At 64.7% G+C, this 26,009-nt stretch carries 27 protein-coding genes; 14 read left to right on the top strand and 13 right to left on the bottom strand.

All coding sequences use genetic code 11. From position 1 onward, the window contains the following. Positions 1–56 precede the first annotated feature (56 nt). Both E8E91_RS26475 and E8E91_RS26470 read left to right on the top strand, forming a co-directional pair. The gene (locus E8E91_RS26475) at positions 57–602 is read left to right on the top strand and encodes a dihydrofolate reductase family protein (protein WP_280380001.1); all 546 of its coding nucleotides are present in this window, start codon (positions 57–59) and stop codon (positions 600–602) included. Then, positions 599–994 (top strand): NUDIX domain-containing protein, encoded by a 396-nt coding sequence (locus E8E91_RS26470; protein ID WP_280380000.1) that lies wholly within the window; start codon positions 599–601, stop codon positions 992–994. Before E8E91_RS26475 ends, E8E91_RS26470 begins: the two co-directional genes overlap by 4 nt. 10 nt (positions 995–1,004) lie before the next feature. Here the strand turns inward: E8E91_RS26470 and rarD are convergent, their stop codons facing one another. The 3 genes from rarD to E8E91_RS26455 all read right to left on the bottom strand — a co-directional run bounded on the left by rarD (position 1,005) and on the right by E8E91_RS26455 (position 3,366). Beyond that, positions 1,005–1,901, bottom strand: a complete 897-nt coding sequence (gene rarD / locus E8E91_RS26465; RefSeq protein ID WP_280379998.1) for an EamA family transporter RarD — start codon at positions 1,899–1,901, stop codon at positions 1,005–1,007. Between the two features lie 390 nt (positions 1,902–2,291). Continuing rightward, a complete protein-coding gene (locus E8E91_RS26460; RefSeq protein WP_280379996.1) occupies positions 2,292–2,891 on the bottom strand; it encodes an FMN-dependent NADH-azoreductase in 600 nt (199 codons plus the stop codon). Between the two features lie 160 nt (positions 2,892–3,051). Further along, positions 3,052–3,366, bottom strand: coding sequence for a 3-phosphoglycerate kinase (locus E8E91_RS26455; protein WP_280363083.1), 315 nt, complete (start codon positions 3,364–3,366; stop codon positions 3,052–3,054). 109 nt (positions 3,367–3,475) lie between these two features. On the opposite strand from E8E91_RS26455, the gene E8E91_RS26450 reads away from it, so the two are divergent. The 6 genes from E8E91_RS26450 to E8E91_RS26425 all read left to right on the top strand — a co-directional run bounded on the left by E8E91_RS26450 (position 3,476) and on the right by E8E91_RS26425 (position 8,734). Further along, the gene (locus E8E91_RS26450; RefSeq protein WP_280379994.1) at positions 3,476–4,402 is read left to right on the top strand and encodes a LysR family transcriptional regulator; all 927 of its coding nucleotides are present in this window, start codon (positions 3,476–3,478) and stop codon (positions 4,400–4,402) included. Positions 4,403–4,415: 13 nt separating this feature from the next. Further along, positions 4,416–5,225 (top strand): alpha/beta hydrolase, encoded by an 810-nt coding sequence (locus E8E91_RS26445; RefSeq protein WP_280379992.1) that lies wholly within the window; start codon positions 4,416–4,418, stop codon positions 5,223–5,225. Further along, positions 5,219–5,773, top strand: a complete 555-nt coding sequence (locus E8E91_RS26440; RefSeq protein ID WP_190832824.1) for a peptidylprolyl isomerase — start codon at positions 5,219–5,221, stop codon at positions 5,771–5,773. Before E8E91_RS26445 ends, E8E91_RS26440 begins: the two co-directional genes overlap by 7 nt. 58 nt (positions 5,774–5,831) lie before the next feature. After that, complete coding sequence (locus E8E91_RS26435) at positions 5,832–7,664, top strand: ABC transporter ATP-binding protein (RefSeq protein WP_280379990.1); 1,833 nt, start codon at positions 5,832–5,834, stop codon at positions 7,662–7,664. A gap of 141 nt (positions 7,665–7,805) precedes the next feature. After that, the gene (locus E8E91_RS26430) at positions 7,806–8,072 is read left to right on the top strand and encodes a DUF2790 domain-containing protein (RefSeq protein WP_280363073.1); all 267 of its coding nucleotides are present in this window, start codon (positions 7,806–7,808) and stop codon (positions 8,070–8,072) included. Between the two features lie 317 nt (positions 8,073–8,389). Further along, positions 8,390–8,734 carry a DUF2790 domain-containing protein gene (locus E8E91_RS26425; protein ID WP_280379988.1) on the top strand — a complete coding sequence of 115 codons (345 nt, stop codon included), beginning with the start codon at positions 8,390–8,392 and terminating at the stop codon, positions 8,732–8,734. Here the strand turns inward: E8E91_RS26425 and E8E91_RS26420 are convergent, their stop codons facing one another. The 5 genes from E8E91_RS26420 to E8E91_RS26400 all read right to left on the bottom strand — a co-directional run bounded on the left by E8E91_RS26420 (position 8,735) and on the right by E8E91_RS26400 (position 11,488). Further along, a complete protein-coding gene (locus E8E91_RS26420) occupies positions 8,735–9,862 on the bottom strand; it encodes a GNAT family N-acetyltransferase (protein WP_280379987.1) in 1,128 nt (375 codons plus the stop codon). It lies immediately after the preceding gene. Positions 9,863–9,965: 103 nt separating this feature from the next. Then, complete coding sequence (gene ccoM / locus E8E91_RS26415) at positions 9,966–10,082, bottom strand: cytochrome c oxidase subunit CcoM (protein WP_280178739.1); 117 nt, start codon at positions 10,080–10,082, stop codon at positions 9,966–9,968. Between the two features lie 318 nt (positions 10,083–10,400). Next, entirely contained in the window at positions 10,401–10,556 is a 156-nt protein-coding gene (locus tag E8E91_RS26410; RefSeq protein ID WP_178119283.1) for a hypothetical protein, read from the bottom strand. Next, on the bottom strand, positions 10,556–11,149 hold the full coding sequence (locus E8E91_RS26405) for an alpha-ketoglutarate-dependent dioxygenase AlkB (protein ID WP_280379985.1): 594 nt from the start codon (positions 11,147–11,149) through the stop codon (positions 10,556–10,558). The genes E8E91_RS26410 and E8E91_RS26405 overlap by 1 nt, the downstream gene beginning before the upstream one ends. Before the next feature lie 42 nt (positions 11,150–11,191). Then, entirely contained in the window at positions 11,192–11,488 is a 297-nt protein-coding gene (locus E8E91_RS26400) for an aspartate-semialdehyde dehydrogenase (RefSeq protein ID WP_151132488.1), read from the bottom strand. Positions 11,489–11,643: 155 nt separating this feature from the next. Here E8E91_RS26400 and rapA point away from each other — a divergent pair, with 155 nt between their 5' ends. Continuing rightward, the gene (gene rapA / locus E8E91_RS26395) at positions 11,644–14,493 is read left to right on the top strand and encodes an RNA polymerase-associated protein RapA (protein ID WP_280379983.1); all 2,850 of its coding nucleotides are present in this window, start codon (positions 11,644–11,646) and stop codon (positions 14,491–14,493) included. A gap of 71 nt (positions 14,494–14,564) precedes the next feature. Here rapA and E8E91_RS26390 read toward each other — a convergent pair whose 3' ends face one another. Beyond that, entirely contained in the window at positions 14,565–15,893 is a 1,329-nt protein-coding gene (locus E8E91_RS26390; RefSeq protein WP_280379981.1) for an MFS transporter, read from the bottom strand. Positions 15,894–16,178: 285 nt separating this feature from the next. Between E8E91_RS26390 and E8E91_RS26385 the strand changes: the two genes are divergently transcribed. After that, complete coding sequence (locus tag E8E91_RS26385) at positions 16,179–18,380, top strand: bifunctional diguanylate cyclase/phosphodiesterase (protein WP_280379980.1); 2,202 nt, start codon at positions 16,179–16,181, stop codon at positions 18,378–18,380. Between the two features lie 27 nt (positions 18,381–18,407). Here the strand turns inward: E8E91_RS26385 and mnmH are convergent, their stop codons facing one another. The 4 genes from mnmH to E8E91_RS26365 all read right to left on the bottom strand — a co-directional run bounded on the left by mnmH (position 18,408) and on the right by E8E91_RS26365 (position 22,366). Continuing rightward, positions 18,408–19,514 (bottom strand): tRNA 2-selenouridine(34) synthase MnmH, encoded by a 1,107-nt coding sequence (mnmH, locus tag E8E91_RS26380; protein ID WP_280379978.1) that lies wholly within the window; start codon positions 19,512–19,514, stop codon positions 18,408–18,410. Continuing rightward, positions 19,514–20,548, bottom strand: a complete 1,035-nt coding sequence (gene selD, locus E8E91_RS26375; protein ID WP_280379976.1) for a selenide, water dikinase SelD — start codon at positions 20,546–20,548, stop codon at positions 19,514–19,516. The genes mnmH and selD overlap by 1 nt, the downstream gene beginning before the upstream one ends. A 145-nt stretch (positions 20,549–20,693) precedes the next feature. Then, positions 20,694–21,479 (bottom strand): TIM barrel protein, encoded by a 786-nt coding sequence (locus E8E91_RS26370; RefSeq protein WP_280379974.1) that lies wholly within the window; start codon positions 21,477–21,479, stop codon positions 20,694–20,696. Beyond that, complete coding sequence (locus E8E91_RS26365; RefSeq protein WP_280379972.1) at positions 21,479–22,366, bottom strand: NAD(P)-dependent oxidoreductase; 888 nt, start codon at positions 22,364–22,366, stop codon at positions 21,479–21,481. The genes E8E91_RS26370 and E8E91_RS26365 overlap by 1 nt, the downstream gene beginning before the upstream one ends. Before the next feature lie 125 nt (positions 22,367–22,491). Here E8E91_RS26365 and E8E91_RS26360 point away from each other — a divergent pair, with 125 nt between their 5' ends. From E8E91_RS26360 to phnE, 4 genes are read left to right on the top strand one after another with little or no spacing between them, the layout of a single operon-like run. Further along, positions 22,492–23,343 (top strand): putative selenate ABC transporter substrate-binding protein, encoded by an 852-nt coding sequence (locus E8E91_RS26360; protein WP_280379970.1) that lies wholly within the window; start codon positions 22,492–22,494, stop codon positions 23,341–23,343. Continuing rightward, positions 23,340–24,146, top strand: a complete 807-nt coding sequence (locus E8E91_RS26355) for an ATP-binding cassette domain-containing protein (protein WP_280379968.1) — start codon at positions 23,340–23,342, stop codon at positions 24,144–24,146. Before E8E91_RS26360 ends, E8E91_RS26355 begins: the two co-directional genes overlap by 4 nt. Then, complete coding sequence (locus E8E91_RS26350) at positions 24,140–24,967, top strand: ABC transporter permease (RefSeq protein WP_280379966.1); 828 nt, start codon at positions 24,140–24,142, stop codon at positions 24,965–24,967. Before E8E91_RS26355 ends, E8E91_RS26350 begins: the two co-directional genes overlap by 7 nt. Further along, positions 24,964–25,728, top strand: coding sequence for a phosphonate ABC transporter, permease protein PhnE (phnE, locus tag E8E91_RS26345; protein WP_280379964.1), 765 nt, complete (start codon positions 24,964–24,966; stop codon positions 25,726–25,728). Before E8E91_RS26350 ends, phnE begins: the two co-directional genes overlap by 4 nt. Positions 25,729–26,009: the final 281 nt, after the last annotated feature.

Raw genomic sequence — 26,009 nt, 5'->3', positions numbered from 1 at the left:
GCGACGGAAAACCCGAGCTGGTATACGCTCTTCGCACCCTTTCCAGGAGCTCCGCCATGCGTCCAGCCCTGATCTACTACGTCGCCGTTAGCCTCGACGGCTACATCGCCCGTCCCGACGGCCGCGTCGACTGGCTGAAGCCCATCGAGGAGTCGGGCGACGATCATGGCTACCAGGCCTTCTACGCCAGCATCGACGGCCTGCTGATGGGGCGGATGACCTACGAGAGCATCCTGGCGTTCGGCGGCGAATGGCCGTATCCCGGCAAACCCTGCCTCGTGCTGACCCGCAACGAACCACTGCAAACCAGCCCGGACGTACAGATCAGCCACGACACACCGGCCCAGGCCCTCGAACAACTGGCCGCTGCCGGCTGCAAGCGCGTGTGGCTGGTCGGGGGTGGTTCGCTGGCCGGGACCTGCTACTCTGCCGGGCTGCTCGATGAACTGGTGGTCAGCCTCATTCCCCACCTCCTGGGCGCCGGTATCCCGATGTTCGCCACCGGCCTCGAACACCGCCTCCAGTTTCGCGAGCAGCGCAGCTTTCCCACCGGAGTGGTGCAGCTGCACTACCAACTCCTGCCCGAAGCCGAGACACCATGACCACCCTGAATATCGCCGCCGCCTGCCTGCTTGACCCGCAAGATCGCCTGCTGCTGGTGCGCAAACGCGGCACCCGCGCGCTGATGCTGCCCGGCGGAAAGCGCGAGGCTGACGAGAGCCCGCTTCAGGCCCTGCAACGCGAACTCTGGGAAGAACTCCAGCTGCGCCTGGAAGCGTCAGCCCTGACGCCGCTGGGCCGCTTCCGCGCGCCGGCCGCCAACGAGGCGGATACCTGGGTGGACGCCGATATCTTCATCGCCCGCCTGCCCCATGCCGTGGAAGCGGCGGCCGAGCTGGAAGAACTGGCCTGGCTGGAGCCCGGTCAGCCCCACCCGGAAAACCTGGCCCCGCTGCTGCGCGACCACGTACTGCACGCCCTGGCGGGTCGCTGAGCGACCCTGTTCAGAAACCCTTGCGGGCCTGCCTGCGCAACAGCATCGCGCTGTCCCCGCCAATCAGCAGCACAGCCAGCCAGATCGGCAGGTAGGTCCAGAGCTGGGCAGGGTTGAAGGGCTCGCCCAGGAATACCACCGCCACCGCGAACAGCAGCACCGGTTCCACGTAGCTGAGAATCCCGAACAACCCCAGGGGCAGCAGCCGGCTGGACGCCATCATGGCCGCGAATGCCAGGGTGCCCAGCAGCCCCAGGCCGGGAATCAGCCACCAGAGTTGCGGCGCCTGGCTGAACGCACCCGGCGGCGAGAAGCTCGCGATCAGCCAGATGGCCAGGGGCGCCAGCACCGCCATTTCCAGGATGAAGCCGGACAACGCATCCAGCTTCATCCAGCGTCGCAGCATGAAGTAAGGCGGATAGCCCAGGGCGGTGACGAGGGTCAGCCAGGAGAAAGCACGGGTCAGCCAGAGCTCGTGCAGCACGCCGGCCAGGGCGCAGAGCACCGCCACCAGCTGCAACGGCCGCAGGCGCTCGGCGTAGAACACCCGTCCCGCCACCACCATCGCCAGGGGCAGCAGGAAGTAGCCGAGGGACACCTCCAGCATCCGCCCCTGCAGGGGAGCCCAGAGGAACAGCCCCCATTGCAGGCCGATCAGCACCGCCGCAATGGGCAGGGAAGCCAGGAGCAATGGCTCGCGCTTCAGTCGACCGAGCACGGCGATGAAGGCGGGCCATTGGCGGGTCAGCATCAACAGCAGGAGCACCGCCGGGATCGACCAGAGCACCCGTTGGGCAAATACCTGCAAGCCATCCAGCGGCGCTAGTTCGCGCACGTAACCGGGCATCAGGGCAAACAGGACGGACGCCGTCAGGGACAGCGAGACACCACGACCGGACAGCTTCATGACCGTCTCTGCACGTGGAAGAGGGAATGGGACGACATCATCAGGGCCTCGCAAAGCAGCCGGCGAACATACGCCTTCCTTGCCGCGAGCGGAAGATTAACAAGGCGGGAATCTGACCATCCGGGCAGGGCCGTCGCCCGCATTGTTGAAAACGGCATGGCTTAGGTCCGAACAACGAACGGCGCCCCCTCACCCCGACCCTCTAGGGAGCTCTCCGTGCCGGCGTTCAGCATGGGCATTTCCCTGTAGGGGCGAATTCATTCACCAAAGAGGACATCGGCCTCACTTTCTCGTCGCCCATAAAAAAGCCCGACCTGAATAAGGCCGGGCAGGGAGGGTGCGCTCAAGGAGCCATGGCGCACCTGGAGGAGCGAGGAGCGGAGCAGCGGATCAGGCGACCTGGGCGAGTTGAGCCTTGGCGGATGCCAGGCCCTTCTCCTGGAATTCGTTGCCCAAGTTCAGGCCTTCGGCATGAATGAAGGTCACGTCATGGATGCCGATGAAGCCCATGGCCTGGCGCAGGTAGGGCTCCTGATGGTCCAGCGGACTGCCGGAGTAGATGCCGCCGCGAGCGGTCAGGACAAAAGCGCGCTTGCCAGTGAGCAGGCCCTTCGGACCGGTTTCGGTGTACTTGAAGGTGACGCCGGCGCGCAGCACGTGGTCCAGCCAGGATTTCAGGGTGCTGGGGATGGCGAAGTTGTACATGGGGGCAGCCATCACCAATACGTCGGCAGCCAGCAGTTCTTCGGTCAGCAGGTTGGAGCGTTGCAGGGCGGCTTTTTCGCTTTCGCTCTGCTGGTCGGCGGGCTTCATCCAGCCACCCAGGAGGTCGGCGTCCAGGTGCGGAACCTGCTCGGTGGCGAGGTCGCGAACGGTGATCTCATCGGCCGGGTGGGCGGCTTGCCACTTGGCGATGAAGTCCTGGGTGAGCTGGCGGGAAACGGAACCTTGCTGGCGGGCGCTGCTTTCGATGACGAGTACGCGGGACATTTGGGCTACCTCCATCGGGGGTTGATTGCGTCGATGGGGCGCAGATTATTTCGTCACGAATCGATAAAAAAGCGTAAATATCCGCCGAAAAATATCAAGAAAGTTGATTTGTATAAGAAGGGGCACTAGGCTGGTTGCTGTGCCCGAATCCTGGCTCTGACTACTTGGGGTTGCACGTCAGCTTGATCCGCAGCTTGATCACTGCACGGGTGAAATTGGCCGTCACGTAGGCGCTCTTGCCACTTTCGATCACGGCCTTGCGCACCTTGGGGGTTTCAGGTCCGTTGACGAACACTGCCTTGCACTCCGCTGCGGTTCCACCAACGTTCTGGATATTGATGGCGGCCATGTTGTTTGCAATATCGGTGGTGTCGTAGACGATCTCGGCGCCGTTGTACTGCTTCTCCACCTCAATGGGGTATGCGAAGGCCAGGGTCGGCAGCAGGGCGAAAAGGGCACAGCAGAGTTTCTTCATGGGCGATCTCCAGTGCAGAGAGCGCCAGCTTAACAGAGCGCCACAGGCGGAATCAGCGCCATGGGCACACACGATCTGCCGGCATGAGCAGCTAGAGGAGCAGCACCGCATGAAAGCCCCGCGCGTAACCCTGGACCAGTGGCGGACCCTGCAGGCCGTGGTGGATCACGGCGGCTTCGCCCAGGCGGCGGAAGCGACCCATCGTTCGCAATCCTCGGTCAGCTATACGGTCGCGCGCATGCAGGAGCAGTTGGGTGTTCCCCTGCTGCGCATCGAAGGACGCAAGGCGGTGCTGACCGAAGCCGGTGAAGTGCTGCTGCGCCGCTCGCGCCAACTGGTCAAGCAGGCCAGCCAGCTCGAAGAGCTGGCCCACCACATGGAACAGGGCTGGGAAGCCGAGGTACGCCTGGTGGTGGACGCGGCCTACCCCAATGCCCGCCTGGTACGCGCCCTCTCCGCCTTCATGCCGCAAAGCCGCGGATGCCGCGTGCGCCTGCGCGAGGAAGTGCTCTCCGGCGTCGAGGAAGTGTTGCTGGAAGGCTCCGCAGACCTCGCCATCACCGGCCTGGACATCCAGGGCTACCTGGGTGCCGGGCTCTGCTCGGTGGAGTTCGTCGCCGTTGCCCACCCCGATCATCCCCTGCATCGCCTGCAGCGCCAGATCAACTTCCAGGACCTGGAAAGCCAGTTGCAGGTGGTGATCCGCGATACCGGCCGAACCCAGCCACGCAATGTCGGCTGGCTAGGCGCGGAGCAACGCTGGACGGTGGGCAGCCTGTCCACCGCCGCCAACTTCGTCAGCAGCGGTCTCGGCTTTGCCTGGCTGCCGCGTCACTTGATCGAGCGGGAACTCAAGGATGGCCAGCTCAAGCCGCTGCCACTGGAACAGGGCGGCAGCCGCCATCCCTCCTTCTATCTGTATGCCAACAAGGACAAGGCCCTGGGTCCGGCGTCACAGATCCTGGTCGAACTGATCAAAACCTTCGACTCGGCGCCGCTGGATGCGCCATTCGCCGCACCGCTCCCCAGCGCCTGACAGGAGGCCGCTCGTGTCCTATTTCGAGAATGATGGTTGCCAGCTGCACTACGAGGACTACGGCCGCGGCATGCCGGTGCTGCTGGTGCACGGCCTGGGCTCCAGCACCCGCGACTGGGAGTACCAGATCCCCGCCCTCGCCGCCCATTACCGCGTCATCGTCATCGATGTGCGTGGCCACGGCCGCTCCGACAAACCCCAGGAGCGCTACAGCATCGCCGCATTCGCCGAAGACGTGGCGGCGCTGATCGAGCACCTGGGGTTGGTCGATGTGCATCTGGTGGGTATCAGCATGGGCGGCATGATCGGCTTCCAGCTTGGCGTCGATCGCCCGGAGTTGCTACGCAGTCTGACCATCGTCAACAGCGGTCCCGAGGTGAAGCCCCGTTCACCGAAGGACTACCTGGAAATCGCCAAGCGCTGGACTCTTTCGCGCCTGCTCAGCCTCGACAGCATCGCCAAGGCCCTTGGCCGCCTGCTGTTCCCGCTGCCCGAACAGGGCGACCTGCGCAGCAAGATCGAGGAGCGCTGGCCGCAGAACGACAAGCGCGCCTACCTCTCCTCACTGGACGCCATCATTGGCTGGGGCGTACGCGATCACCTGCAGCGTATCCAGAGCCCGACCCTGGTGATCACCGCCGACCGCGACTACACACCGGTCTCCGAGAAAGAGGCCTACGTGAAGGAGCTACCGAACGCGCGGCTGGTGGTCATCGAGAATTCCCGTCACGCCACACCGCTGGATCAACCCGAACGATTCAACGCCACCCTGCTTGACTTCCTGGCCGAAGTGGAGCGCAACAAGGACCCAAAACCATGCTGAAGAAACTCGTCCTGGGCGCCTGCGCCCTGCTCTTCTCCGTCAACCTCCTGGCCGCCGACAAGCCCCATGTGCTGCTGACCACCAGCGCCGGGGAAATTGAGGTGGAACTGGAAGCCGACAAGGCGCCGGCCAGTGTGAAGAACTTCCTCGATTACGTGGACGCCGGCTTCTACAACGGCACCGTGTTCCATCGCGTGATTCCCGGATTCATGATCCAGGGCGGTGGGTTCGACACCGATATGAGCCAGAAGGAAACCCGCGACCCGATCAAGAACGAAGCGGACAATGGCCTGCGCAACCTGCGTGGCACCCTGGCCATGGCGCGCACCCAGGCGGTGAACTCGGCTACCAGCCAGTTCTTCATCAACCACAACGACAACGCTTTCCTCGACCACGGCAGCCGGGACTTCGGCTACGCGGTGTTCGGCAAGGTCGTGCGTGGCATGGATGTGGTCGACCAGATCGCCAACGTCCCCACCGGCAATCGCGGGATGTACCAGAATGTTCCGTTGCAGCCGGTGGTGATCCTCTCCGCCAAGCGGCTCTGATTTATTCAGCCCGGGCAGGACGCCCGGGCCGACCGCTTCACTTTCGGATGGACTCGTTATGTTGTTCAAACGCTTCGAGCGCCTGATCGACGTCTTTCGTCAGGCGCCTGATGAAATGCCCCCGCGCAGTGTGGTGCGCTTCTACGTCTACTACCTGCGCCAGGTGTGGCCGGTGTTCAGCGCCCTGCTGCTGGTGGGGCTGATCGTCGCGCTGATCGAAGTGGCGCTGTTCAGCTTCCTCGGCCGCATCGTCGACCTGGCGCAAGCCACCCCCAGCGGCGAAGTGTTCCAGCGACACGGTACCGAACTGCTGTGGATGGCAATCGTGGCGCTGATCCTGCGGCCACTGTTCAACAGCCTGCACGACCTGCTGGTCCACCAGACCATCAACCCCAGTCTCACCAACCTGATCCGCTGGCAGAACCACCGCTACGTGCTCAAGCAGAGCCTGGGTTTCTTCCAGAACGACTTCGCCGGGCGCATCGCCCAGCGCATCATGCAGACCGGCAACTCGCTGCGCGATTCCGCAGTGCAGGCTGTGGACGCCCTCTGGCATGTGCTGATCTACGCCGTCAGCTCCCTGGTGCTGTTCGCCGAAGCGGACTGGCGCCTGATGCTGCCGCTGGCGCTCTGGATCGCCGGTTACCTCTTCGCAATCATGTACTTCGTCCCCAAGGTGAAGCAGCGTTCGGTGGAATCTTCCGATGCCCGCTCGAAGCTGATGGGGCGCATCGTCGACGGCTACACCAACATCACCACGCTCAAACTCTTCGCGCACACCCGCCAGGAAGAGGACTACGCCCGCGAAGCCATCAACGAGCAGACCCACAAGACCCGGATGACCGCGCGGGTGATCACCGCCATGGACGCCACCATCACCACCATGGGCGGCCTGCTGATCGTTACCACCTGCGGCCTGGCGCTCTGGTTGTGGAACCAGGGCCTGATCAGCGTCGGCGCCATTGCGCTGGCCACCGGCCTGGTGATCCGCATCATCAACATGTCCGGCTGGATCATGTGGGTGGTCACCGGCATCTTCGACAACATCGGCCAGGTCCAGGACGGCATGCAGACCATTTCGGTACCGCGCCAGGTCGTCGACAACCCGGACGCCCAGCCCTTGAAGGTGAACCAGGGCGAGGTGCGTTTCGAGCGCGTCAGCTTCCACTACGGCAAAGGCAGCGGCGTGATCGAAGGCCTCGACCTTGTGGTGCGCCCCGGCGAGAAGATCGGCCTGGTGGGGCCGTCCGGTGCCGGCAAGTCGACCCTGGTCAACCTGCTGTTGCGGCTCTACGACCTGGAGGGCGGACGCATCCTGATCGATGGCCAGGACATTGCCCGAGTAACCCAGGAAAGCCTGCGCGCCCGGATCGGCATGGTCACCCAGGACACCTCGCTGCTGCACCGATCCATCCGCGACAACCTGCTCTACGGCCGCCCCGGTGCCAGCGACGCGGAACTGCTGGAGGCGGTACGCAAGGCCCGTGCAAGCGAGTTCGTCCCCCTGCTTTCCGATGCCAGCGGGCGGCGCGGTTTCGACGCCCATGTCGGCGAACGCGGGGTGAAGCTCTCCGGCGGCCAGCGCCAGCGCATCGCCATCGCCCGCGTCCTGCTCAAGGACGCCCCCATTCTGATCCTGGATGAAGCGACGTCCGCGCTGGACTCGGAAGTAGAAGCGGCGATCCAGGAAAGCCTGGAAACCCTCATGCGTGGCAAGACGGTAATCGCCATCGCTCACCGCCTCTCCACTATCGCCCGCATGGATCGCCTGGTGGTACTCGACAAGGGCCGGATCGTGGAGAGCGGCACCCACGGGGAACTGCTGGAATACGGCGGCCTCTACGCGCGCCTCTGGCAGCACCAGACAGGTGGTTTCGTCGGTGTGGATTGATCCCGGGCCGCGTCCCTGCATCGACGCGGCTGATCTCCATTACAAGGCGCATTGATTTCAACCCGGCGCGCCCGGCTGGTCATATGGAGCCCGTATCCGGTTTCACCTGAAACCATCAACGGACCCAGAGAGGATCAGCCCATGAAAATCGCATCCGCCGTCAGCGCCGTGCTCGCCAGCCTCGCCCCCAGCGTGTTCGCCCACGAATACCAGCGGGATATCGGGGCCGGCATCCCGGCAGTCGATTACCACTACGGCATGGAACTGGACGTTCAGCGTGTCCTGTATCGCACCGACGCCAGCCAGCGCGCGGGCGTGGTTCCCGTCACCATGGTCTACGAGGACAGCCAGGGCGAACTGCACAAGGTCCGCTTCCTGGAATGGGGCAGCCATACCAGCAACAGCTGAGCTGTGCGGTACCTGACAGACGGTAGGGCGCACCATGCGCCCCCGACTTCGTGCCCTGGAATGAGCGGTGCACCTTACCCAGGTGAAATCACCAGATAAACGGTTTGGTCGGGGTGGAATTAACGCCCAGAAAGGCCAGTAGATAAAAAAATTCACCACCTGCGACAAACGGTCGCAACACCTCAAGCTCGGGCGATTGCAGCTGGTTAAAAAACACCCAAACCGAGGCTCGCCGAGGAGGGCGGTTGAACTAAAAATGCTCAGCGGGTCAGATGGAGTCCCTTGTAAGCGAAACCCAACAGAGGAATACAAGCCTTATGAAAATGGCCTCGGTTGTAAGCGCCCTGCTCTCTAGCCTCGCGCCCAGCGTATTCGCCCAGGATGGCATTCAGAACCAGAACCACGGTGCCGCCCTGCAGCCCGTGGACTATCACTACGGAATGGAAGTCGACATCCAGAAGGTGCTGCACCGCACCGACACCTCCCAGAAGACAGGCGTAGTGCCGGTCACCCTCGTCTACGAAGACAGCGAGGGCGAAGTGCACAAGCTCCGCTTCCTCGAATGGGGTGGCACTACCGCTGACGGCACCCTCGTCAGCCAGGTCGACGTATCCCCCGACAGCGGGACTGACATCTCCGCTGACCCCGCTCAGATCGGCTGATCAATCCCGCCGGTAGGGCAGCAGGCCACGCGCTTCTTCTGCGTAGGCCAGCACCCCACCCCGCTCCTGCACCAGGAAGTCGTCCACCGCAGCCCGCAAGCCGGGATGGGACAGCCAGTGCCAGGAGCGGGTGATCACCGGCTCAAATCCCCGTATCAACTTGTGCTCGCCCTGGGCCCCGGCATCGAAACGCTGGAGTCCCGCTGCGATGGCCTGGTCGATACCCTGGTAGAAACAGGTTTCGAAATGCAGCCTGTCGAACTCCGCCAGACACCCCCAGTAACGCCCGTAAAGGGTGTCACCGCCCTGTAGCGAAAACGCCATGGCCACCGGCCGGCCGTGCTGCAACGCCAGTACCACGCGAATCGCCTCCGGCATCCGCTCGGCCAGCAGGCTGAAGAAGCTGCGCGTGAGGTAAGGCGCCTGTCCGCGCACACGATAGGTGTTGGCGTAGCACGAATAGACAAAATCCCAGTCCGCCTCATCCAGTTCCTGGCCACTGCGCCACTGGAACTCGATCCCCTGCCCCGCCACCTGCTCGCGCTCCTTGCGGATCTGCTTGCGCTTGCGCGAACTCAAGGCGTCGAGGAAGTCCTGGAAATCCCGATAACCGTGATTGCGCCAGTGGAACTGGCAGCCGAGGCGCTCCAGCCAGCCGTCGCGGTGACGCAAATGGTGGTCGGCGAAGGCATCGGTGAAATTGATATGCAGCCCGGACAGGTCGTCGGCAGCCGCGTCGGCCACCGCCGCATCGAGCAGCTCGCTTGCCGCAGCATCATCCACCGCCAGCAACCGCGCTCCGCCCACCGGAGTGAAAGGCACTGCCGCCAGCAGTTTGGGGTAGTAAGGAATGCCTGCACGTTGGCAAGCATCGGCCCACGCCCAATCGAACACGTACTCGCCGTAGGAATGACTTTTCAGATAGGCCGGCATGGCGGCCTTGAGCTCGCCATTCGCCCCTCGGAGCAGGTGATGGGCCGGATGCCAGCCACTGCGGCCACCCACGCTACCGCTTTCCTCCAGGGTGGATAGAAAGGCATGACGCAGGAACGGTTGGTCGTCCGGCAGCAGGGCGTCCCAGTGCTGCGGGTCGAGATCGTCTAGGCGGGAAAGGGTCTGGATTGGCATTGCGCCAGTCTGGCGCGGGCCGGGAAGGAAGAAAAGCGGGAACAAAAAAATGGGCGACCGAAGTCGCCCGAGGTGCCTTGCGTGCCTGTAAACCCAGAGTGACTCAACGCGAATTGCGTTTGTGGGAGTCTTTCCAGATGAAGTAACCAACACCGGCGAAGAAAGCGACCATGAGACCGACGGTGCCTATACCGGCGAGAACGACTGTATCGATGAACATGATCTGCCTCCTGCGTTGTGGCGTTGTTGCTTCGATGGGTTCAAGTTACCCGCACGGCAGGAAGGGAAAATTGACGTGGATCAATAGGCTACGAGCCCCCGCAAACAGCCTTGCCGGAGACTGATCCAAGTCAATTTTCGAGGGGATCGAAGTCGCGGAATGGAGGGCTTGTGGGAGCGAAGCCGAGTTCTTTAGCTCGGTCTAGATCGTAGGGTGCGCTATGCGCACCGGCATGAGCATCAGCTTCGGCGCCACGTCTAACCGCCGGTGCGCGCGGCGCACCCTACCGGAGCGGTATCAGGGCGACTCGAAAGAAGCTCAGCGCTTCTTCGGCTTCTTGCCTTTCTTGCCCTTGGACAAGGGCATGGCTTGCTCGAAGGCCTTGCGCATGTCGTTCAGGCGCTTCTCGTGGACGTCATGGATGCGCTTGTCGCGCTCGGCGCCGAAGTCGATCAGGTTGTCGTCATTGCTCATCAGCGGATCCAGCGGAATGTGAGGTTGAGCCGGGGGGCGCAAGGGGTACGGGTCTTCGCCACCTGGTGCTGCCAATGATGCTGCGTCGGCCCGCTCATGACCAGTAGCGCGCCATGTCCCAGTTCCAGAGAGTGCTCGATGCGGCTGCCGCCCTTGCGCCGCAGGTCGAAACGACGGGTGCCACCCAGATTCAGCGAGGCCACCAGGGGATTGCGCCCCAGCTCGGGCTCGTCGTCGCTGTGCCAGCCCATGGAATCCTGGCCGTCGCGGTAGTAGTTGAGCAACACGCCATTGAGAGGTTGGCCTGTCGCATCCACCAGCCGCGCGCGGATTTCCGCCAGCAACGGCGTCCAGGGCAAGGGCTGGTGGGTCAGGCCGGAATAACGGTAGCTGGCCTCGGGATCGCCGTACCAGGCCACCAGACGCGGCACCGGGTAATAGCGGCCGTGCAAATAGACCTCGGGTTGTTCCCAGGGCGTTTCGGCCACCAGCCTCGCGAACCAGTCGCTAGCCTCATCCCTCGACAGGAAGTGCGGCTCGTAGCGCAATTCGGCGTCGGGCAGCTGGAAGGGGATATCGTCGAACAGGTCCACCGGTATCGGCTTCAGGAAAGAAGATGGCTCATTCTGCGCGCGTCAGACTTCCACATCCACCCACAGGCCCTGTCGCGGCAGCTCCTCCAGCACCGACTGGTCTTCTTCGGCCACCTCGCCCGTCGCCAGCTCCTGCGGGGTATAGCCACGTCGTTGGCGGCGGCGCTGCTCTTCGCGCAACAGTTCCTCAGCTTCCTGGGGATGGCGCTTGTCCAGGCCCACGGCACTCTCCTGCGCGCTCTCCTGCATCGGTGTTACCGGTGGAATGTCGGGGCGCGGCTTGACCACGTCCTGTTGGGCCGTGACCGGGACCAGGCTCTGCGGAATGGGTGGCAGCATGGTGACGCCCTCCTTTGGTCAGTCTGTCGGCCGCCTTCGCCGCTTCTTTACCAGCGCTCGCTACACTTTTGCGGACATACGGCCCGTATCCGGCGTCGCCCTGCGCCCGCTGTTCCGTTAACATACGCGGCTTTTTTCATCTCAGGGAGACAGGCATGGCGCAGCAGTATCAACCGGGGCAACGCTGGATCAGTGACAGCGAAGCGGAGCTGGGGCTCGGGACCATCCTGACGTCGGATGGCCGCCTGCTCACCGTGCTCTACCCGGCCACTGGCGACACCCGCCAGTACGCGCTGCGCAATGCTCCCCTGACCCGCGTGCGCTTCGCCCCCGGCGACGAGATCACCCACTTCGACGGCTGGAAACTCAACGTCCAGGAAGTCGAGGATGTCGACGGCCTGCTCATCTATCACGGCATCACCGCCCAGAACGAGCGCCGCATCCTCCCGGAAACCCAGCTGAACAACTTCATCCAGTTCCGTCTGGCCAACGACCGCCTGTTCGCCGGCCAGATCGACCCGCACAAGTGGTTCGCCCTGCGCTACCACACCCTGGAGCACCGCTCGCGCCTGCTGCAGTCGTCCCTCTGGGGTCTCTCCGGCGCCCGCGCGCAGCCCATCGCCCACCAGCTGCACATCGCCCGTGAAGTGGCCGACCGCGTTGCGCCGCGCGTTCTGCTGGCCGACGAAGTGGGCCTGGGCAAGACCATCGAGGCCGGCCTGGTCATCCATCGCCAGCTCATTTCCGGTCGCGCCAACCGCGTGCTGATCCTGGTCCCGGAAAACCTACAGCACCAGTGGCTGGTCGAAATGCGCCGCCGCTTCAACCTGCAGGTTGCCCTGTACGATGCCGAGCGCTTCGCCGAAAGCGATGCCAGCAACCCCTTCGAGGACACTCAGCTGGCCCTGGTTTCCCTGGAATGGCTGAAGAGCAGCGAGCGCGCCCAGGATGCTGCCTTCGCCGCCGGCTGGGACCTGCTGGTGGTCGACGAAGCCCACCACCTGGTCTGGCACCCGGAACAGGCCAGCCCCGAATACCGCCTGGTGGAGCAACTGGCCGAAGTCATCCCCGGCGTGCTGCTGCTCACCGCGACCCCGGAGCAGTTGGGCCTGGAAAGCCACTTCGCGCGCCTGCGCCTGCTGGACCCGAACCGCTTCCACGACCTGGACGCCTTCCGCGCCGAAAGCGCCAACTACCGCCCCGTGGCCGAGGCCGTCCAGGAACTGCTGGACCAGGGCCGCCTGAGCGCAAAGGCCGAAGCCACCATCAAGGGCTTCCTCGGCGATGAGGGCGAAAGCCTGCTCAAGGCCCTTGCCGAGGGCGATGAAGAAGCCTCGCCGCGCCTGGTACGCGAGCTGCTGGACCGCCACGGCACCGGCCGCGTGCTGTTCCGCAACACCCGTGCCGCCGTGCAGGGTTTCCCTGAGCGCCAGTTGCACCCCTACGCGCTGCCCAACCCGGTGGAATACATGGAGCTGCCGATCGGCGAGCATCCTGACCTCTACCCGGAGGTCAGCTTCCAGGCGCAACAAGACAGCGGCGACGAATCCGAACGCTGGTGGCGCTTCGACCCGCGCGTCGAGTGGCTGATCGACACCCTGAAGATGCTGAAGAAGTTCAAGGTTCTGGTGATCTGCGCCCACGCGGAAACCGCCCTGGACCTGGAAGACGCCCTGCGCGTGCGCTCCGGCATTCCCGCCACCGTGTTCCACGAAGGCATGAGCATCCTCGAGCGCGACCGCGCCGCCGCCTACTTCGCCGACGAGGAATTCGGCGCCCAGGTGCTGATCTGTTCGGAAATCGGCTCCGAAGGCCGCAACTTCCAGTTCGCCCACCACCTGGTGCTGTTCGACCTGCCGGCCCACCCGGACCTGCTGGAACAGCGCATCGGCCGCCTCGACCGTATCGGCCAGAAGCACACCATCCAGCTGCACGTGCCTTACCTGGAAACCAGTCCGCAGGAGCGCCTGTTCCAGTGGTACAACCAGGCGTTGAACGCCTTCCTCGCCACCTGCCCCACCGGCAGCGCGATCCAGCACAAGTTCGGCCCGCGCCTGCTGCCCATGCTCGAAGGTGGCGACGACAAGGACTGGGACGCCCTGGTGGATGAGGCCGAAGCCGAGCGCAAGCGCCTGGAAGGCGAAATGCACAACGGCCGTGACCGCCTGCTGGAACTCAACTCCGGCGGCGCCGGCGAGGGCGAGCGCCTGGTGGAGGACATCCTCGAGATCGACGACCAGTTCGCCCTGCCTATCTATATGGAATCCCTGTTCGAAGCCTTCGGCATCGACAGCGAAGACCACTCCGAGAACGCCCTGGTACTCAAGCCCGGCGAGAAGATGCTCGACGCCGGCTTCCCCCTGGGCGACGACGAAGGCGTGACCGTCACATACGACCGCAACCAGGCACTATCCCGCGAGGACATGCAGTTCCTCACCTGGGAGCACCCCATGGTGCAGGGCGGCATGGACCTGGTGCTCTCCGGCTCCATGGGCAACACCTCCGTGGCGCTGATCAAGAACAAGGCACTCAAGCCCGGCACCGTGCTGCTGGAACTGATCTATGTCAGCGAAGCGGTTGCTCCCCGCGCCCTGCAGCTCAGCCGCTTCCTGCCGCCCAAGGCCCTGCGCTGCCTGCTGGACGCCAACGGCAACGACCTGGCGGCGAAGGTGGCCTTCGACACCCTCAATGACCAGCTGGAAAGCGTGCCGCGCGGCAGCGCCAACAAGTTCGTCCAGGCCCAGCGCGATGTGCTCGCGGTGCAGATCAACGCTGGCGAAGCCAAGATCGCCCCGCGCCATGCCGAACGTGTGGCCGAAGCCCAGCGCCGCCTGAAGGCCGAGCTGGACGAAGAGCTGGCCCGCCTCACTGCCCTCCAAGCGGTGAACCCAACCGTGCGCGACAGCGAGCTGGAAGCCGTTCGTCATCAGCGTGACGAAGGTCTGCAACTGCTGGACAAGGCGGCCCTGCGTCTGGAGTCGATCCGGGTGCTGGTGGCGGGCTGATCAGCCATCAGCCGCCCCTCCAAAAAAGAAGGCCCGCAGCGATGCGGGCCTTCTTGCTTTCCGGGCCGTTATCAGGCCGCGGCAGCCACCATTCCCTGGCGCATGTTCGCCGCATCGCGCACGAAGCAACGAGCGGCCTGGAACAACGCCAGCATGGTCAGGGTGAGCGCCGCCGGCACCAGGTACATGGCATTGTGCAGGCCCACGGCCTTGAAGGTTTCGTTCATTTCGCTGGCACCAGCCGCCAGCATCGCCACTTGGGAATAGTGGTCCGACAGCAAGCCCACCACGACCGGGCCGAGGCCGCCGCCAAGCAGGTAAAGGCCGGCGAAGTACAGCGCCATGGCGGTGGCCCGCAGGCGCGGCTCCACCACGTCCTGAATGGCGGTGTAGACGCAGGTGTAGAAGTTGTAGGCAAACAGCCAGCCCAGGCTGAACACGCCGACGAACAGGCCGATCTCGATACGTCCCGCCATCAGCGCGTAACCGGTGCAAACGGCCGCAACCGCCATGCTGAAGGCGGCGAACAACAGGCGGCCACGCTCGGACTTCTGGTGCACCTTGTCCGCCACCCAGCCACCCAGGGTCAGCCCCACGAGACCGGTCAGGCCGGTGATGATCCCGGTTGAGATGGCCGCCTGCTCCAGGGGCATCAGGAAGTAGCGCTGCAGCATCGGCACCATGAAGGAGTTGGTGGCGTAGGTGGCGAAGTTGTAGGTCAGGCCGGCCACGGTCAGCCACCAGAAGGTGCGGATAGCCAGCACCCGGCGCAGCGGCTTATCCACCGGAACTGCGCTGGAAACCTTCACCACCTCGGCGGCACCGCGAGCCGGTTCCTTGATGAAGAACATGAAGATGGCCAGGATCAGGCCCGGCACAGCGGCGATGAAGAACGGAGCGCGCCAGCTGTCGAAGGCCTTGACCATGGCGCCGATGGTGAAGAAGGCCAGTACCAGCCCCAGCGGCAGGCCGAGCATGAAGATGCCCATGGCGCGGGCGCGCTTGTGGGCGGGGAAGAGATCACCGATCAGCGAGTTGGCCGCTGGTGCGTAGCTGGCCTCGCCAATGCCCACGCCCATGCGCACCAGGAGAAAGCTCCAGAAGTTCCAGGCCAGGCCATTCACCGCCGTCAGCCCGCTCCAGACCGCCAGGCCCCAACCCATGATTTTCCTGCGCGCGCCGGTATCGGCCATACGTCCCAGCGGCACGCCGGCAACGGCATAGACCAGGGTAAAGGCGGTGCCGATCAGGCCAAGCTGGAAGTCGGAGAGGCTCCACTCGTGACGAACCGGCTCGATGATGATGGCCGGAATGGTCCGATCGAAGAAGTTGAACAGGTTCGCCAGGAAAAGCAGGAAGAGCACGCGCCAGGCATTGGCCGCTTGAGGAGATTGCTGCATGTGTCGGTCTCGTTGTTGTTGTCAGGCGCCCGGGTAACCGCAAGCCGGGGTCGATGCAGCAATCTAGAGCCTCCTGCTGACAGCTGTCTGCGAAAATTCGTGTGATTTATGTAACCCGATGCTGCGGTAATGGGAGCCCTCCCCTGCCAGCTATCCAACGTCGGCGACCGTTCAGCGCCAAGGTACCTTAGTACCAAAAAAGACCCCCTACGCTGACTAAACTGACAGCACTGTGCCATCAGACCTCTTTCCGTGAACTCGAACCGCCTGCATGGGAAATTATCTATGGATTGGCTGGGCCTGCGTTTCGGTACCGAACTCCCTGCGGACGGCCAGATTCTGCTGGCTTGCACCCATAACAGCTGGCTGGTGCTGCTGGCCTTCCTGGTGGCTTCGGGAGCTGGCTACTGCGCCTTCGACATGGCCGAACGGGTGGCCCATGCGCAACAGTCGGAAACCCGGCGATGGTGGAGCTGGCTCGGCGCCTGTTGCCTGGGTGGCGGAATCTGGGCGATGCACTTCATCGCCATGCTGGCTTTCGAGGCGCCAGTCAGCATCGATTACGACATCCCCACGACCGCCCTTTCCCTGATGATCGTGGTCGCCGCCTCGCTGGTGGGTATGTACACCCTCGGGCGGGCCAAGCTGGAGCCCCGACACTATGTCATCGCGGCCCTCGCCGTGGGCTTGGGCATCACCCTGATGCACTACTGCGGCATGGCCGCCATCCGCTCGGCGGCTACCCAGTACTACCACCCCGGCATGGTCGCGGTCTCGGTGGGCGTTGCCATCGCCGCCAGCCTGGCCGCCATGCTCCTTTCCACCTTTTTCCGCGACCACGACGAAGGCCACCAGCTGTTGAAGATTCCCGCCAGCCTGGCCATGGGCGCTGCCATCTGCGCCATGCATTTCACCGGGATGCTGGCCCTGCAACTGGTGGTGCCGGTCGGCACCGAACTGCAACTGGACCACGCCGACAATGCCGTACAACTCGGCTCAAGCCTGGCGGTGATTGCCGGCATGGTGCTGTTGTCCGCCCTGGGTGTGGCCTGGGCCGACAAGAAATTGCAACGCAAGGAGCGCGACCTGCAGCACGTCAGCAATCTGTTGCGGGAGCTGGAACAGGTGAAGGTGAAGCTGCAGAACGTCGCCCATTACGACGCACTGACCAACCTGCCCAATCGCCGCGCCTTCAATGAGTTCTTTGCGGAAAAGCTGCTCGTCCACGCCCAGCTCAAGCAGTCGCTGGCGGTGATGTTCCTGGACGTGGACCACTTCAAACGCATTAACGACAACCTGGGCCACGACGCCGGTGACGAACTGCTCAAGGTAGTAGCCGACCGGGTACAAAGTGTCCTGCGCCGCGACGACGTGATTGCGCGCCTGGGAGGTGACGAGTTCTGCGTGCTCGCCAGCCTGGGCAACCTGACCGAAGCCAAGGCCCTGTCCCAGCGCATCATGCAGCGCATGAAGGAGCCCATCACCCTGGCCGGGCGCAATGTCACCATGACCACCAGCATCGGCATCAGCCTCTACCCCGACGATGGCGAAACCTGCGAGGAGCTGCTCAAACACGCCGACCTCGCGCTCTACCAGGCCAAGAGCAGCGGACGCAATAACCTGCATTTCTTCAGCCGCCACCTGAAGAACAAGGCCACCTTTGAACTGCAACTGGAAGAAGAGCTGCGCCTGGCGCTGGCCGAGGACGAGGGGCTGTTCCTCAACTACCAGCCCATCCTCGACCTGCACAGCGGCCAGGTGACCAAACTGGAAGCCCTGGTGCGCTGGCAGCACCCGCAGCTGGGGCTGCTGTCGCCGGATCGTTTCATCGGCGTTGCCGAGGCCAACGGCTTCATCGCCGACCTGGATGGCTGGGTGCTGCGCCAGGCCTGCCGCGACCTGTCCAGCCTCGCAGCGCAGGGTTTCCAAGACCTGCGCGTGGCGGTGAACTGCTCGGCGCTGAACCTCAGCCGTGACGACCTGGTGGACGAAGTGCAACATGCCCTGACGGAAAACAGCATCCGCCCACAACGACTGGAACTGGAAGTCACCGAAAACGCCCTGATGAGTAATGTCAGCCAGGCCCTGCACCTGCTGGAGGGCATCCGCGGCCTGGGCGTCAGCATCTCTATCGACGACTTCGGTACCGGCTATTCCTCCCTCGCCTACCTCAAGCGCCTGCCACTGGACACCCTGAAAATCGACCGGTCATTCGTCATGGACATTCCCGGTAGCCATGCCGACATGGAGATCGTCCAGGCCATCATCGGCATGGCTCACACCCTGCACCTGCAGGTGGTGGCCGAAGGCGTGGAGACCCGTGAGCAACTGGACTTCCTGCGCAGCCACGGCTGCGACTACATCCAGGGTTACCTGCTCAGCCGTCCCCAGCCGCTGGTGGTCATCGAGGATTTCCTGCGCCACTCCCACGGGCTGGGCAGCAGCAACGTAAGGCCGCTGAGGCCGATTGACTCGAACCCTGCCTAGCGTCCCGGCCCCGCTCGGCCAGCCCGCTCAGGCGCGCGCCAGCTCACGCTGACGCAGGTATTCCAGCACCGCCGCCTGTTCCCCGGCGAACTCGATGCGCGAGGCCTTACTCTCGCGCTGGAAGGCGTACATGGGGTCGTAGTACTCCCGCAGCAGCCCTTCGATCCAGGCACGATGCAAGTCCACCTTGCCGGTGGCCTCCTGCTCGGCCAGGGCCTGGTCCATCAGGGCCGACATGCGCTGATGACGCTCGCCGCCCAGGCGCTTGACGATATTGGCCAGGCTCTGGCGCAAACGCGCGGCGAAACGGGCAAAGCCGTGCTCGGCACCGTGGGTGTCGATGAACTCGGCACACAGGTCCACCACGTAGTCGCGCAGGATGCGTTCGACGCGGTCTTCAAAACTGTCGTCGAGCCACACCAGCGGGTAGTCCTGCATGCCCTGGTAAAGCTCCAGCGGCACGGAACAGCTGCCGACGATGCGCCCCTCGTCTTCCAACACGAACTGCTCATGGCCGGCAGCACGCTTCTTCAGGATGTCGATGGCGAGGCTGTTCTCGAAGTCGATCTGCGCCGGCTGCGGCGTGGCGCGCTTGCCGAAGCTGGAACCGCGATGGTTGGCATGGCCTTCCAGGTCGAGGCTGTTGGCCAGCTGGGTGATCACGTCGGTCTTGCCGGTGCCGGTCAGGCCGCCGACCAGCACGAATTCGCACTGTTCCACCGCTTGCTGGGTAGTTTCCAGGAGGAAGGTCCGCATCGCCTTGTAGCCGCCCTTCACGCGCGGATACTCGATGCCGGCTTCGGTCTTCAGCCATTGCTGGACCAGCTGCGAACGCAGGCCGCCACGGAAGCAGTAGAGATACCCCTGGGGATTGGCACGGGCGAAGGCAGCCCAGGCCTCGATGCGCTCAGCCTTGATGGCGCCGCTGACCAACTGGTGGCCCAGGGCGATGGCGGCGTCCTGGCCCTGCTGCTTGTAGCAGGTACCCACTTTCTGCCGCTCGATGTCGCTCATCAGCGGCAGGTTGACCGTGTGCGGGAAGGCGCCCTTGATGAATTCAACGGGAGCGCGGGCATCCATCATCGGTACGTCATTGAGGAAGATTTCGCGGTAATTCGAGGTATCGGGACGCATCAGAACACCTCTACCGCGAGACTCTGTCGCTCGTGCAGCTGGCCGATCGGCGCCAGTTGCAGGCCAAGCTCCTCGGCCACGGCGAGGAACTCCGCCTCCCCTTCCGGCGTCACCGCCACCAGCAGCCCACCGCTGGTCTGCGGGTCGCAGAGCAACAGCTTCTGCACCTCGGCCAGCGGCGCCAGGCGATGGCCGTAGCTGTCGAAATTACGCAGGGTGCCGCCGGGCACGCAGCCCTGTTCCAGGTAGTACTCGACACCGGGCAGGCTGGGCACCTTGGCGTAATCGATGCGGGCGGTCAGGCCGCTGCCGTCAGCCATTTCCACCAGGTGGCCGAGCAGGCCGAAGCCGGTGACGTCAGTCATGGCCGTGACCCCCGCCAGCTTGCCGAAACGGCTGCCGGGCTTGTTCAGGGTGCACATCCAGTCGCGGGCCAGACCCACGTCGGCCTCGCGCAGCTTGCCCTTCTTCTCCGCGGTGGTGAGGATGCCGATCCCCAGCGGTTTGGTCAGGTACAACTTGCAGCCGGCGGTGGCGGTGTCGTTGCGCTTCATGTTGCGCTTGTCCACCACGCCGGTGACGGCCAAGCCGAAGATCGGTTCCGGCGCGTCGATGGAGTGTCCGCCGGCCAGCGGAATGCCCGCCTCATCGCATACCGAGCGGCCGCCCCGAATCACTTCGCGGGCCACCTCCGGCGGCAGCAGGTTCACCGGCCAGCCGAGAATGGCGATGGCCATCAGCGGGTCGCCGCCCATGGCGTAGATATCGCTGATGGCATTGGTGGCGGCGATGCGGCCGAAATCATAGGGATCGTCGACGATCGGCATGAAGAAGTCGGTGGTGGACACCACGCCGCGCTCATCGTCCAGCGCATAGACCGCCGCATCATCCTTGGAGGCGTTGCCCACCCAGAGCTTCGGATCGAGGTTCTGGGCGCCGCTACCGGCAAGGATCACTTCCAGCACCTTGGGGGAAATCTTGCAGCCGCAGCCAGCGCCATGGCTGTACTGGGTCAGGCGGATGGGGTCGGTCATCGTCGTCTCTACAAAATGCATTTGGGTTTCCTGTAGGGGCGAATTCATTCGCCAAGCAGGCCAACGGCCTGCCCTGCAATGCATTGGGGCAGCTAGGCTGCCCTTGGCGAATGAATTCGCCCCTACAAACGTCGTATTCGTTGGGTCAGGCCAGCCTGGCCTTCCACTCCGGCAACCAGCCGAGGGTCTCGGCGGTCACGCCGGTGGGCTTGTATTCGGCGCCCAGCCAGCCGGGGTAATCGTCTTCCTGCAGGGCACGCATGGCCGGGTCGAAGTCGGTATTGCCGGTGCCCGGTTCGCCACGGCCGGGGCAGTCGGCGAACTGCACATGGCCAATGCGGCCGGCCAGCAGACGGATGCCCGCCGCCGCGTCCACGCCCTGGCGGGCCATATGATAGAGGTCGTACTGCGCGTGCAGGTTCGGGTGATCGACATCACGCAGCAGCACGTCCAGTTGCTCCGGGGTGTTGATCAGGAAGCCCGGCATGTCCAGCGGGTTGATCGCCTCGCAGACCACGCCGATGTGCAGCACGGCGAAGGCTTCGGCGGTCTTGCGCAGGTTGGCGGCGAGACAGGCCAGCGCCCGATCGCGGCTGACACCCTCGGCCTGACGCCCGGCCAGTACGTTGACGAAGCGCGGCCGGGTCATGGCGGCGTAGGCAAGCGCCTGCTCCAGGGCGTCGTCGAACTGTTCCTGGCGCTCCGGCACCGCGGCCAGCCCCGGGCCGCCTTCCATCAGGTCGCCGGCCGGCAGGTTGAACAGGATCAGCGGCAGGCCGGCGGCCTCCAGCACTTCCTTCATGCGGATCGCCGGCAACTCATAGGGAAACTGCACCTCGACGCCATCGAAGCCGGAGACGCGGGCAGCAATGACGCGCTCGATCAGCGGGCGGTCGGTGAACAACAGGGACAGGTTGGCGGCGATCTTCATCAGAGATCCTCCCGGTACATTTCCACCAGAGTAGCCGGATCACGTTCCAGATTGCCCTGACTGCCGTGCAGGCGCATCAACTGCGCAGCCAGGCCGCTGAGCGGTGTTGCCGAGTCGTGTTCACGGGACAGGCGGACGGCGGTATCCAGGTCCTTCAACAGAGTGCGCACGTGCCATTTGATGGGTTCGAAGCGGCTCTCGGCCATTTGCGGCCCGAGGATCTGCAGGGGCTTGGAGTCGGCGAAGCCGCCCGCCAGAGCCGGAGCGATCAGGCTGGCATCCACACCGGCCTTTTCCGCCAGGGCCACCACTTCGGCAATCACCAGCGCGTTGCAGGCCACGATCATCTGGTTGCACACCTTGGTCACCTGGCCGGCCCCAACCCCGCCCATGCGGGTCAGGCGCTGGCCCAGGTGGGCGAGGATCGGCCGTACCCGCTCCACGTCCTCTGCATGGCCGCCGGCCATGATCGCCAGCGTGCCGGCCTCGGCGCCGGGAGTGCCGCCGGATACCGGGGCATCCATCCAGCGCATGCCGGTACGGGCCTCCAGCTCGGCCGCCATTTCACGGGTGGCCGCCGGTTCCAGGCTGGAGAAGTCCACCAGCAACTGGCCCGGTTTCGCGCCTTCGACTATCCCGCCCTCACCGAACACCACCTTGCGCACCACACGGGTATCGGCCAGGCAGAGCATGACGATATCCGCCTCGGCACAGAGTTCGGCCGGAGTCTTCACGCGATGGGCACCCTGCTCCAGCAGCGGCGCGCATTTCTCCGGGGAACGGTTCCAAACGGTCAGCGGAAAACCTGCAGCCAGCAGGCGGCGGGTCATCGGCAGGCCCATCAGGCCGATGCCGGCGAAAGCAATGGAAGGCAGGGAATCGGTCATGCCGAGACTCCAGACAGTTGGCGAAACGCACATCTTAAACGTGTGGGCCGCAACATGAAGCTACCAAGCGCCTTGCCGCTCACTATAATCCGCCTGCCTTTTCCGCTATTGAACCGGAGAATCCCATGTTCAAACGCTCTCTCGCCCTTGTGGCAGGCATTGCCCTGTCCATATCCGCTGTTGTTTCCCAGGCCGCCGACGTCCTCAAGGTTTCGGCCATCCCCGATGAAGCCCCCACCGAACTGCTGCGCAAGTTCAAGCCGCTCGGTGCCTACCTCGAGCAGCAACTGGGCATGAAGGTGGAGTTCGTTCCCGTGGCCGATTACGCCGCCGTGGTCGAATCCCTGGCGGCCGACCGCCTGGACATGGCCTGGCTCGGCGGCTTCACCTTCGTCCAGACCCGCCTGAAGACCGGCAACGCCATTCCGCTGGTGCAGCGTGAGCAGGACGAGAAGTTCACCAGCAAATTCATCAGCGCCGACCCGGCGGTGAAGTCCCTGCAGGACCTCAAGGGCAAGACCTTCGCCTTCGGTTCGGTGTCCTCCACCTCCGGCAGCCTGATGCCGCGTTACTTCATGCAGAAGGACGGCATCGTGCCCGAGCAGTTCTTCTCCCGCGTCGCCTACTCCGGCGCCCACGACGCCACCGTGGCCTGGGTCCAGGCCGGCAAGGTGGACGGCGGCGTGCTGAACGCCAGCGTCTGGCAGAAGCTGGTGGACGCCGGCAAGGTCGACACCGGCAAGGTGAAAGTCTTCGCCACCACCCCGACCTACTACGACTACAACTGGACCGTGCGTGGCACCCTCGACCCGGCCCTGGCCGAGAAGATCAAGCAGGCCTTCCTCGCCCTCGACCCGGCCAACCCGGAGCACAAGGCGATCCTCGATCTGCAGGCCGCCAGCCGCTTCATTCCGACCAAGCCCGAGAACTACCAGGGCATCGAGGAAGCCGCACGCTCGGCCGGCCTCTTGAAGTGAGCCTGTCGCTGCATGGCGTGGACCTGGTCCACGCCAACGGCCAGCCGGCGCTCAGGGGCATCGACCTGAACGTCGGCAACGGCGAACGGGTCGCCATCATCGGTCCGTCCGGTGCCGGCAAGACCAGCTTGCTGCGCCTGCTGGCAACCAGCCTGAAGCCCTCAGCCGGGCAGCTCCAGCTGCTCGGCGCAGCGCCCTGGTCGCTCTCCGCGCGGGAACGCAAGCGACTGCGCGCACGCATCGGCCTGGTCCACCAGGCCCCGCCGCTTCCACCACGCCAGCGGGTAGTCACTGCCGTGCTGGCCGGCAAGCTCGGCCAATGGTCCTTGGCCAAGGGACTGCTCAGCCTTCTGCATCCACTGGACGGAGCCGGTGCCCAGGCTGCGCTGGCCCGGCTCGATCTGGCCGAAAAACTCTTCGAGCGCTGCGACCAACTCTCCGGCGGCCAATTGCAGCGGGTGGGCATCGCCCGCGTGCTCTACCAGACGCCGGAACTGATCCTCGCTGACGAGCCGGTTTCCGCCATGGACCCAGTCCTGGCCGACCACACCCTCGGCGTCCTCTGCGCCGATGCCAGCCGTCGTGGCGTCACCCTGCTCGCCAGCTTGCACGCAGTGGAGCTTGCCCTGGCGCACTTCCCGCGCATCGTCGGCGTACGGGATGGACGCATCGCCTTTGACCGTCACCGCGAGGCCGTGACTCAGGCCGATCTGGATAGTCTCTACGCCAACGAGCAATTGCGCGGCGACCTACCGTCTTCCCCGCCCGTGGCGCCGCCCGTACTGCATATTCCGCGATGCTGAAGTCTTCCCCTCGCGACCCTGCGGCACTGCCCCGGCTGCTGCTCACCCTGCTGGCCCTGGCGCTGCTATGGCCCGGCCTGAAGCTGAGCGAGCTGAACCCGGCCGTCCTGCTGGATGAAGGCAACGCCCGCACCATGGGGCAGTTCCTCTCCGCCTTCTGGCCTCCCGAGCACGGCGAGGAATTCCTTCTGCTATTGGGCCGCGCCACCCTGGAAACCCTGGCCATCGCCACCGCCGGCATGAGCCTGGCATTGCTGATCGCCCTGCCCGCTTCCCTCTGGGCCAGTCGTGCGCTGTCGCTGTCCGCCCTGCACCGCGGTGGTCGCCCGGCCTGGTGGGCGCAGGCCCTGCGCTGGCCGGTGCGCGGGCTGCTGATTTTCCTGCGCAGCGTGCCGGAGATCGTCTGGGCGCTGCTGTTCGTCCGCGCCGTGGGCCTGGGTCCGACAGCCGGGGTGCTGGCCATCGCCATCACCTACAGCGGCATGCTCGGCAAGGTCTATGCGGAAATCTTCGAATCCGTCGACCCGCGCCCCACCCGAGCCCTGCTCGCCGCCGGTAGCCCGCGCCTGTCCGCCTTCGCCTACGGCGTGCTGCCCATTGCTGCGGCGGAGATGATTTCCTACACCGTATACCGATGGGAGTGCGCGGTGCGCGCCTCGGTGGTGATGGGCTTCGTCGGCGCCGGCGGCCTGGGCCAGCAGATGGACCTGTCCATGCGCATGTTCGCCGGTGGCGAAGTGGCCAGCATGCTGCTGACCTTCCTCGCCCTGGTATTGCTGGCCGACCAGCTCAGTCGCTTCCTGCGCGGGAGGTTCGCGTGAAGCCAGGCAATATCCTGGTGCTTCTCAGCCTGCTGGCGGCAGTGATCGCCTCCTTTATAGGGCTGGGTATCGATCTCGGCGCGCTCGTCAGTGGCGATGCCCTGCAACAGATGGGCAGCTACGCGGCACGCTTCCTCAAGCCCGACCTGTCTGCCCCGCATCTTGCAGCCATCGGCAGGGGCGCCCTGGAAACCCTCGCCATGTCGGCACTGGGCACCCTGCTGGCGGCCCTGCTGGGAATGGCGTTCGCCATACCCGCCGCTGGCCGCTTCGGCGGGGCTGCCCAGGGTGGCGCGAGGCTGGTGCTCAACGCCCTGCGTGCCGTGCCGGAGCTGGTCTGGGCGGCGTTGATGGTGCTGGCCGCGGGCCTCGGCCCGAACGCCGGCACCCTGGCCTTGGCCCTGCATACCGCTGGCGTGCTGGGCCGGCTGTTCGCCGAAGCCCTGGAAAACACTCCGGCGGAACCGGCCGAAGCCATCCGCCTGAACGGTGGCGGGCGCATCACGGCCTTCTGCTACGGCACCCTGCCGGCGGTCTGGCCGCAACTGGTGGCCTACATGCTCTATCGCTGGGAGAACAACATCCGCATGGCCAGCGTGCTGGGCTTCGTTGGCGCCGGAGGTCTCGGACAGATGCTCTACATGAGCCTGTCCCTGTTCCAGGAAGCCCAGGCCTCCAGCGTGATCCTCGCCATGCTGGTGCTCGTGTTGGGCGTGGATGCCTTGAGCGGCTGGATGCGCCAGCGCTGGGTCAGCGCGTAGGCGGGCAAGACTGTGGGGGCGATTTCAATCGCTTAGCGGTCCGAAGGGCTGCCCTTCGAAATCCACAGGGGCAGCGTTGCCGCCCTTTGCGAGTGAACAACCACGTTCGTAGAACGTGGACTTGCGGTAGCCCCCTGGAAGGGGGCGAATCCACTACCGAGCACAACGCCGACCTCTTTCGCCCGGTCTGGACCGTAGGGTGCGCTGTGCGCACCGACTTCAGGACCCGCTTCGGCACCAGGCCAAACCGCCGGTGCGCACGGCGCACCCTACCCGATCGC

The organism is Pseudomonas sp. BN515, from assembly GCF_029873155.1.
In the GTDB taxonomy this organism is placed as follows: Bacteria; Pseudomonadota; Gammaproteobacteria; order Pseudomonadales; family Pseudomonadaceae; genus Metapseudomonas.
This window is presented reverse-complemented; position numbering and strand designations above follow the sequence as displayed.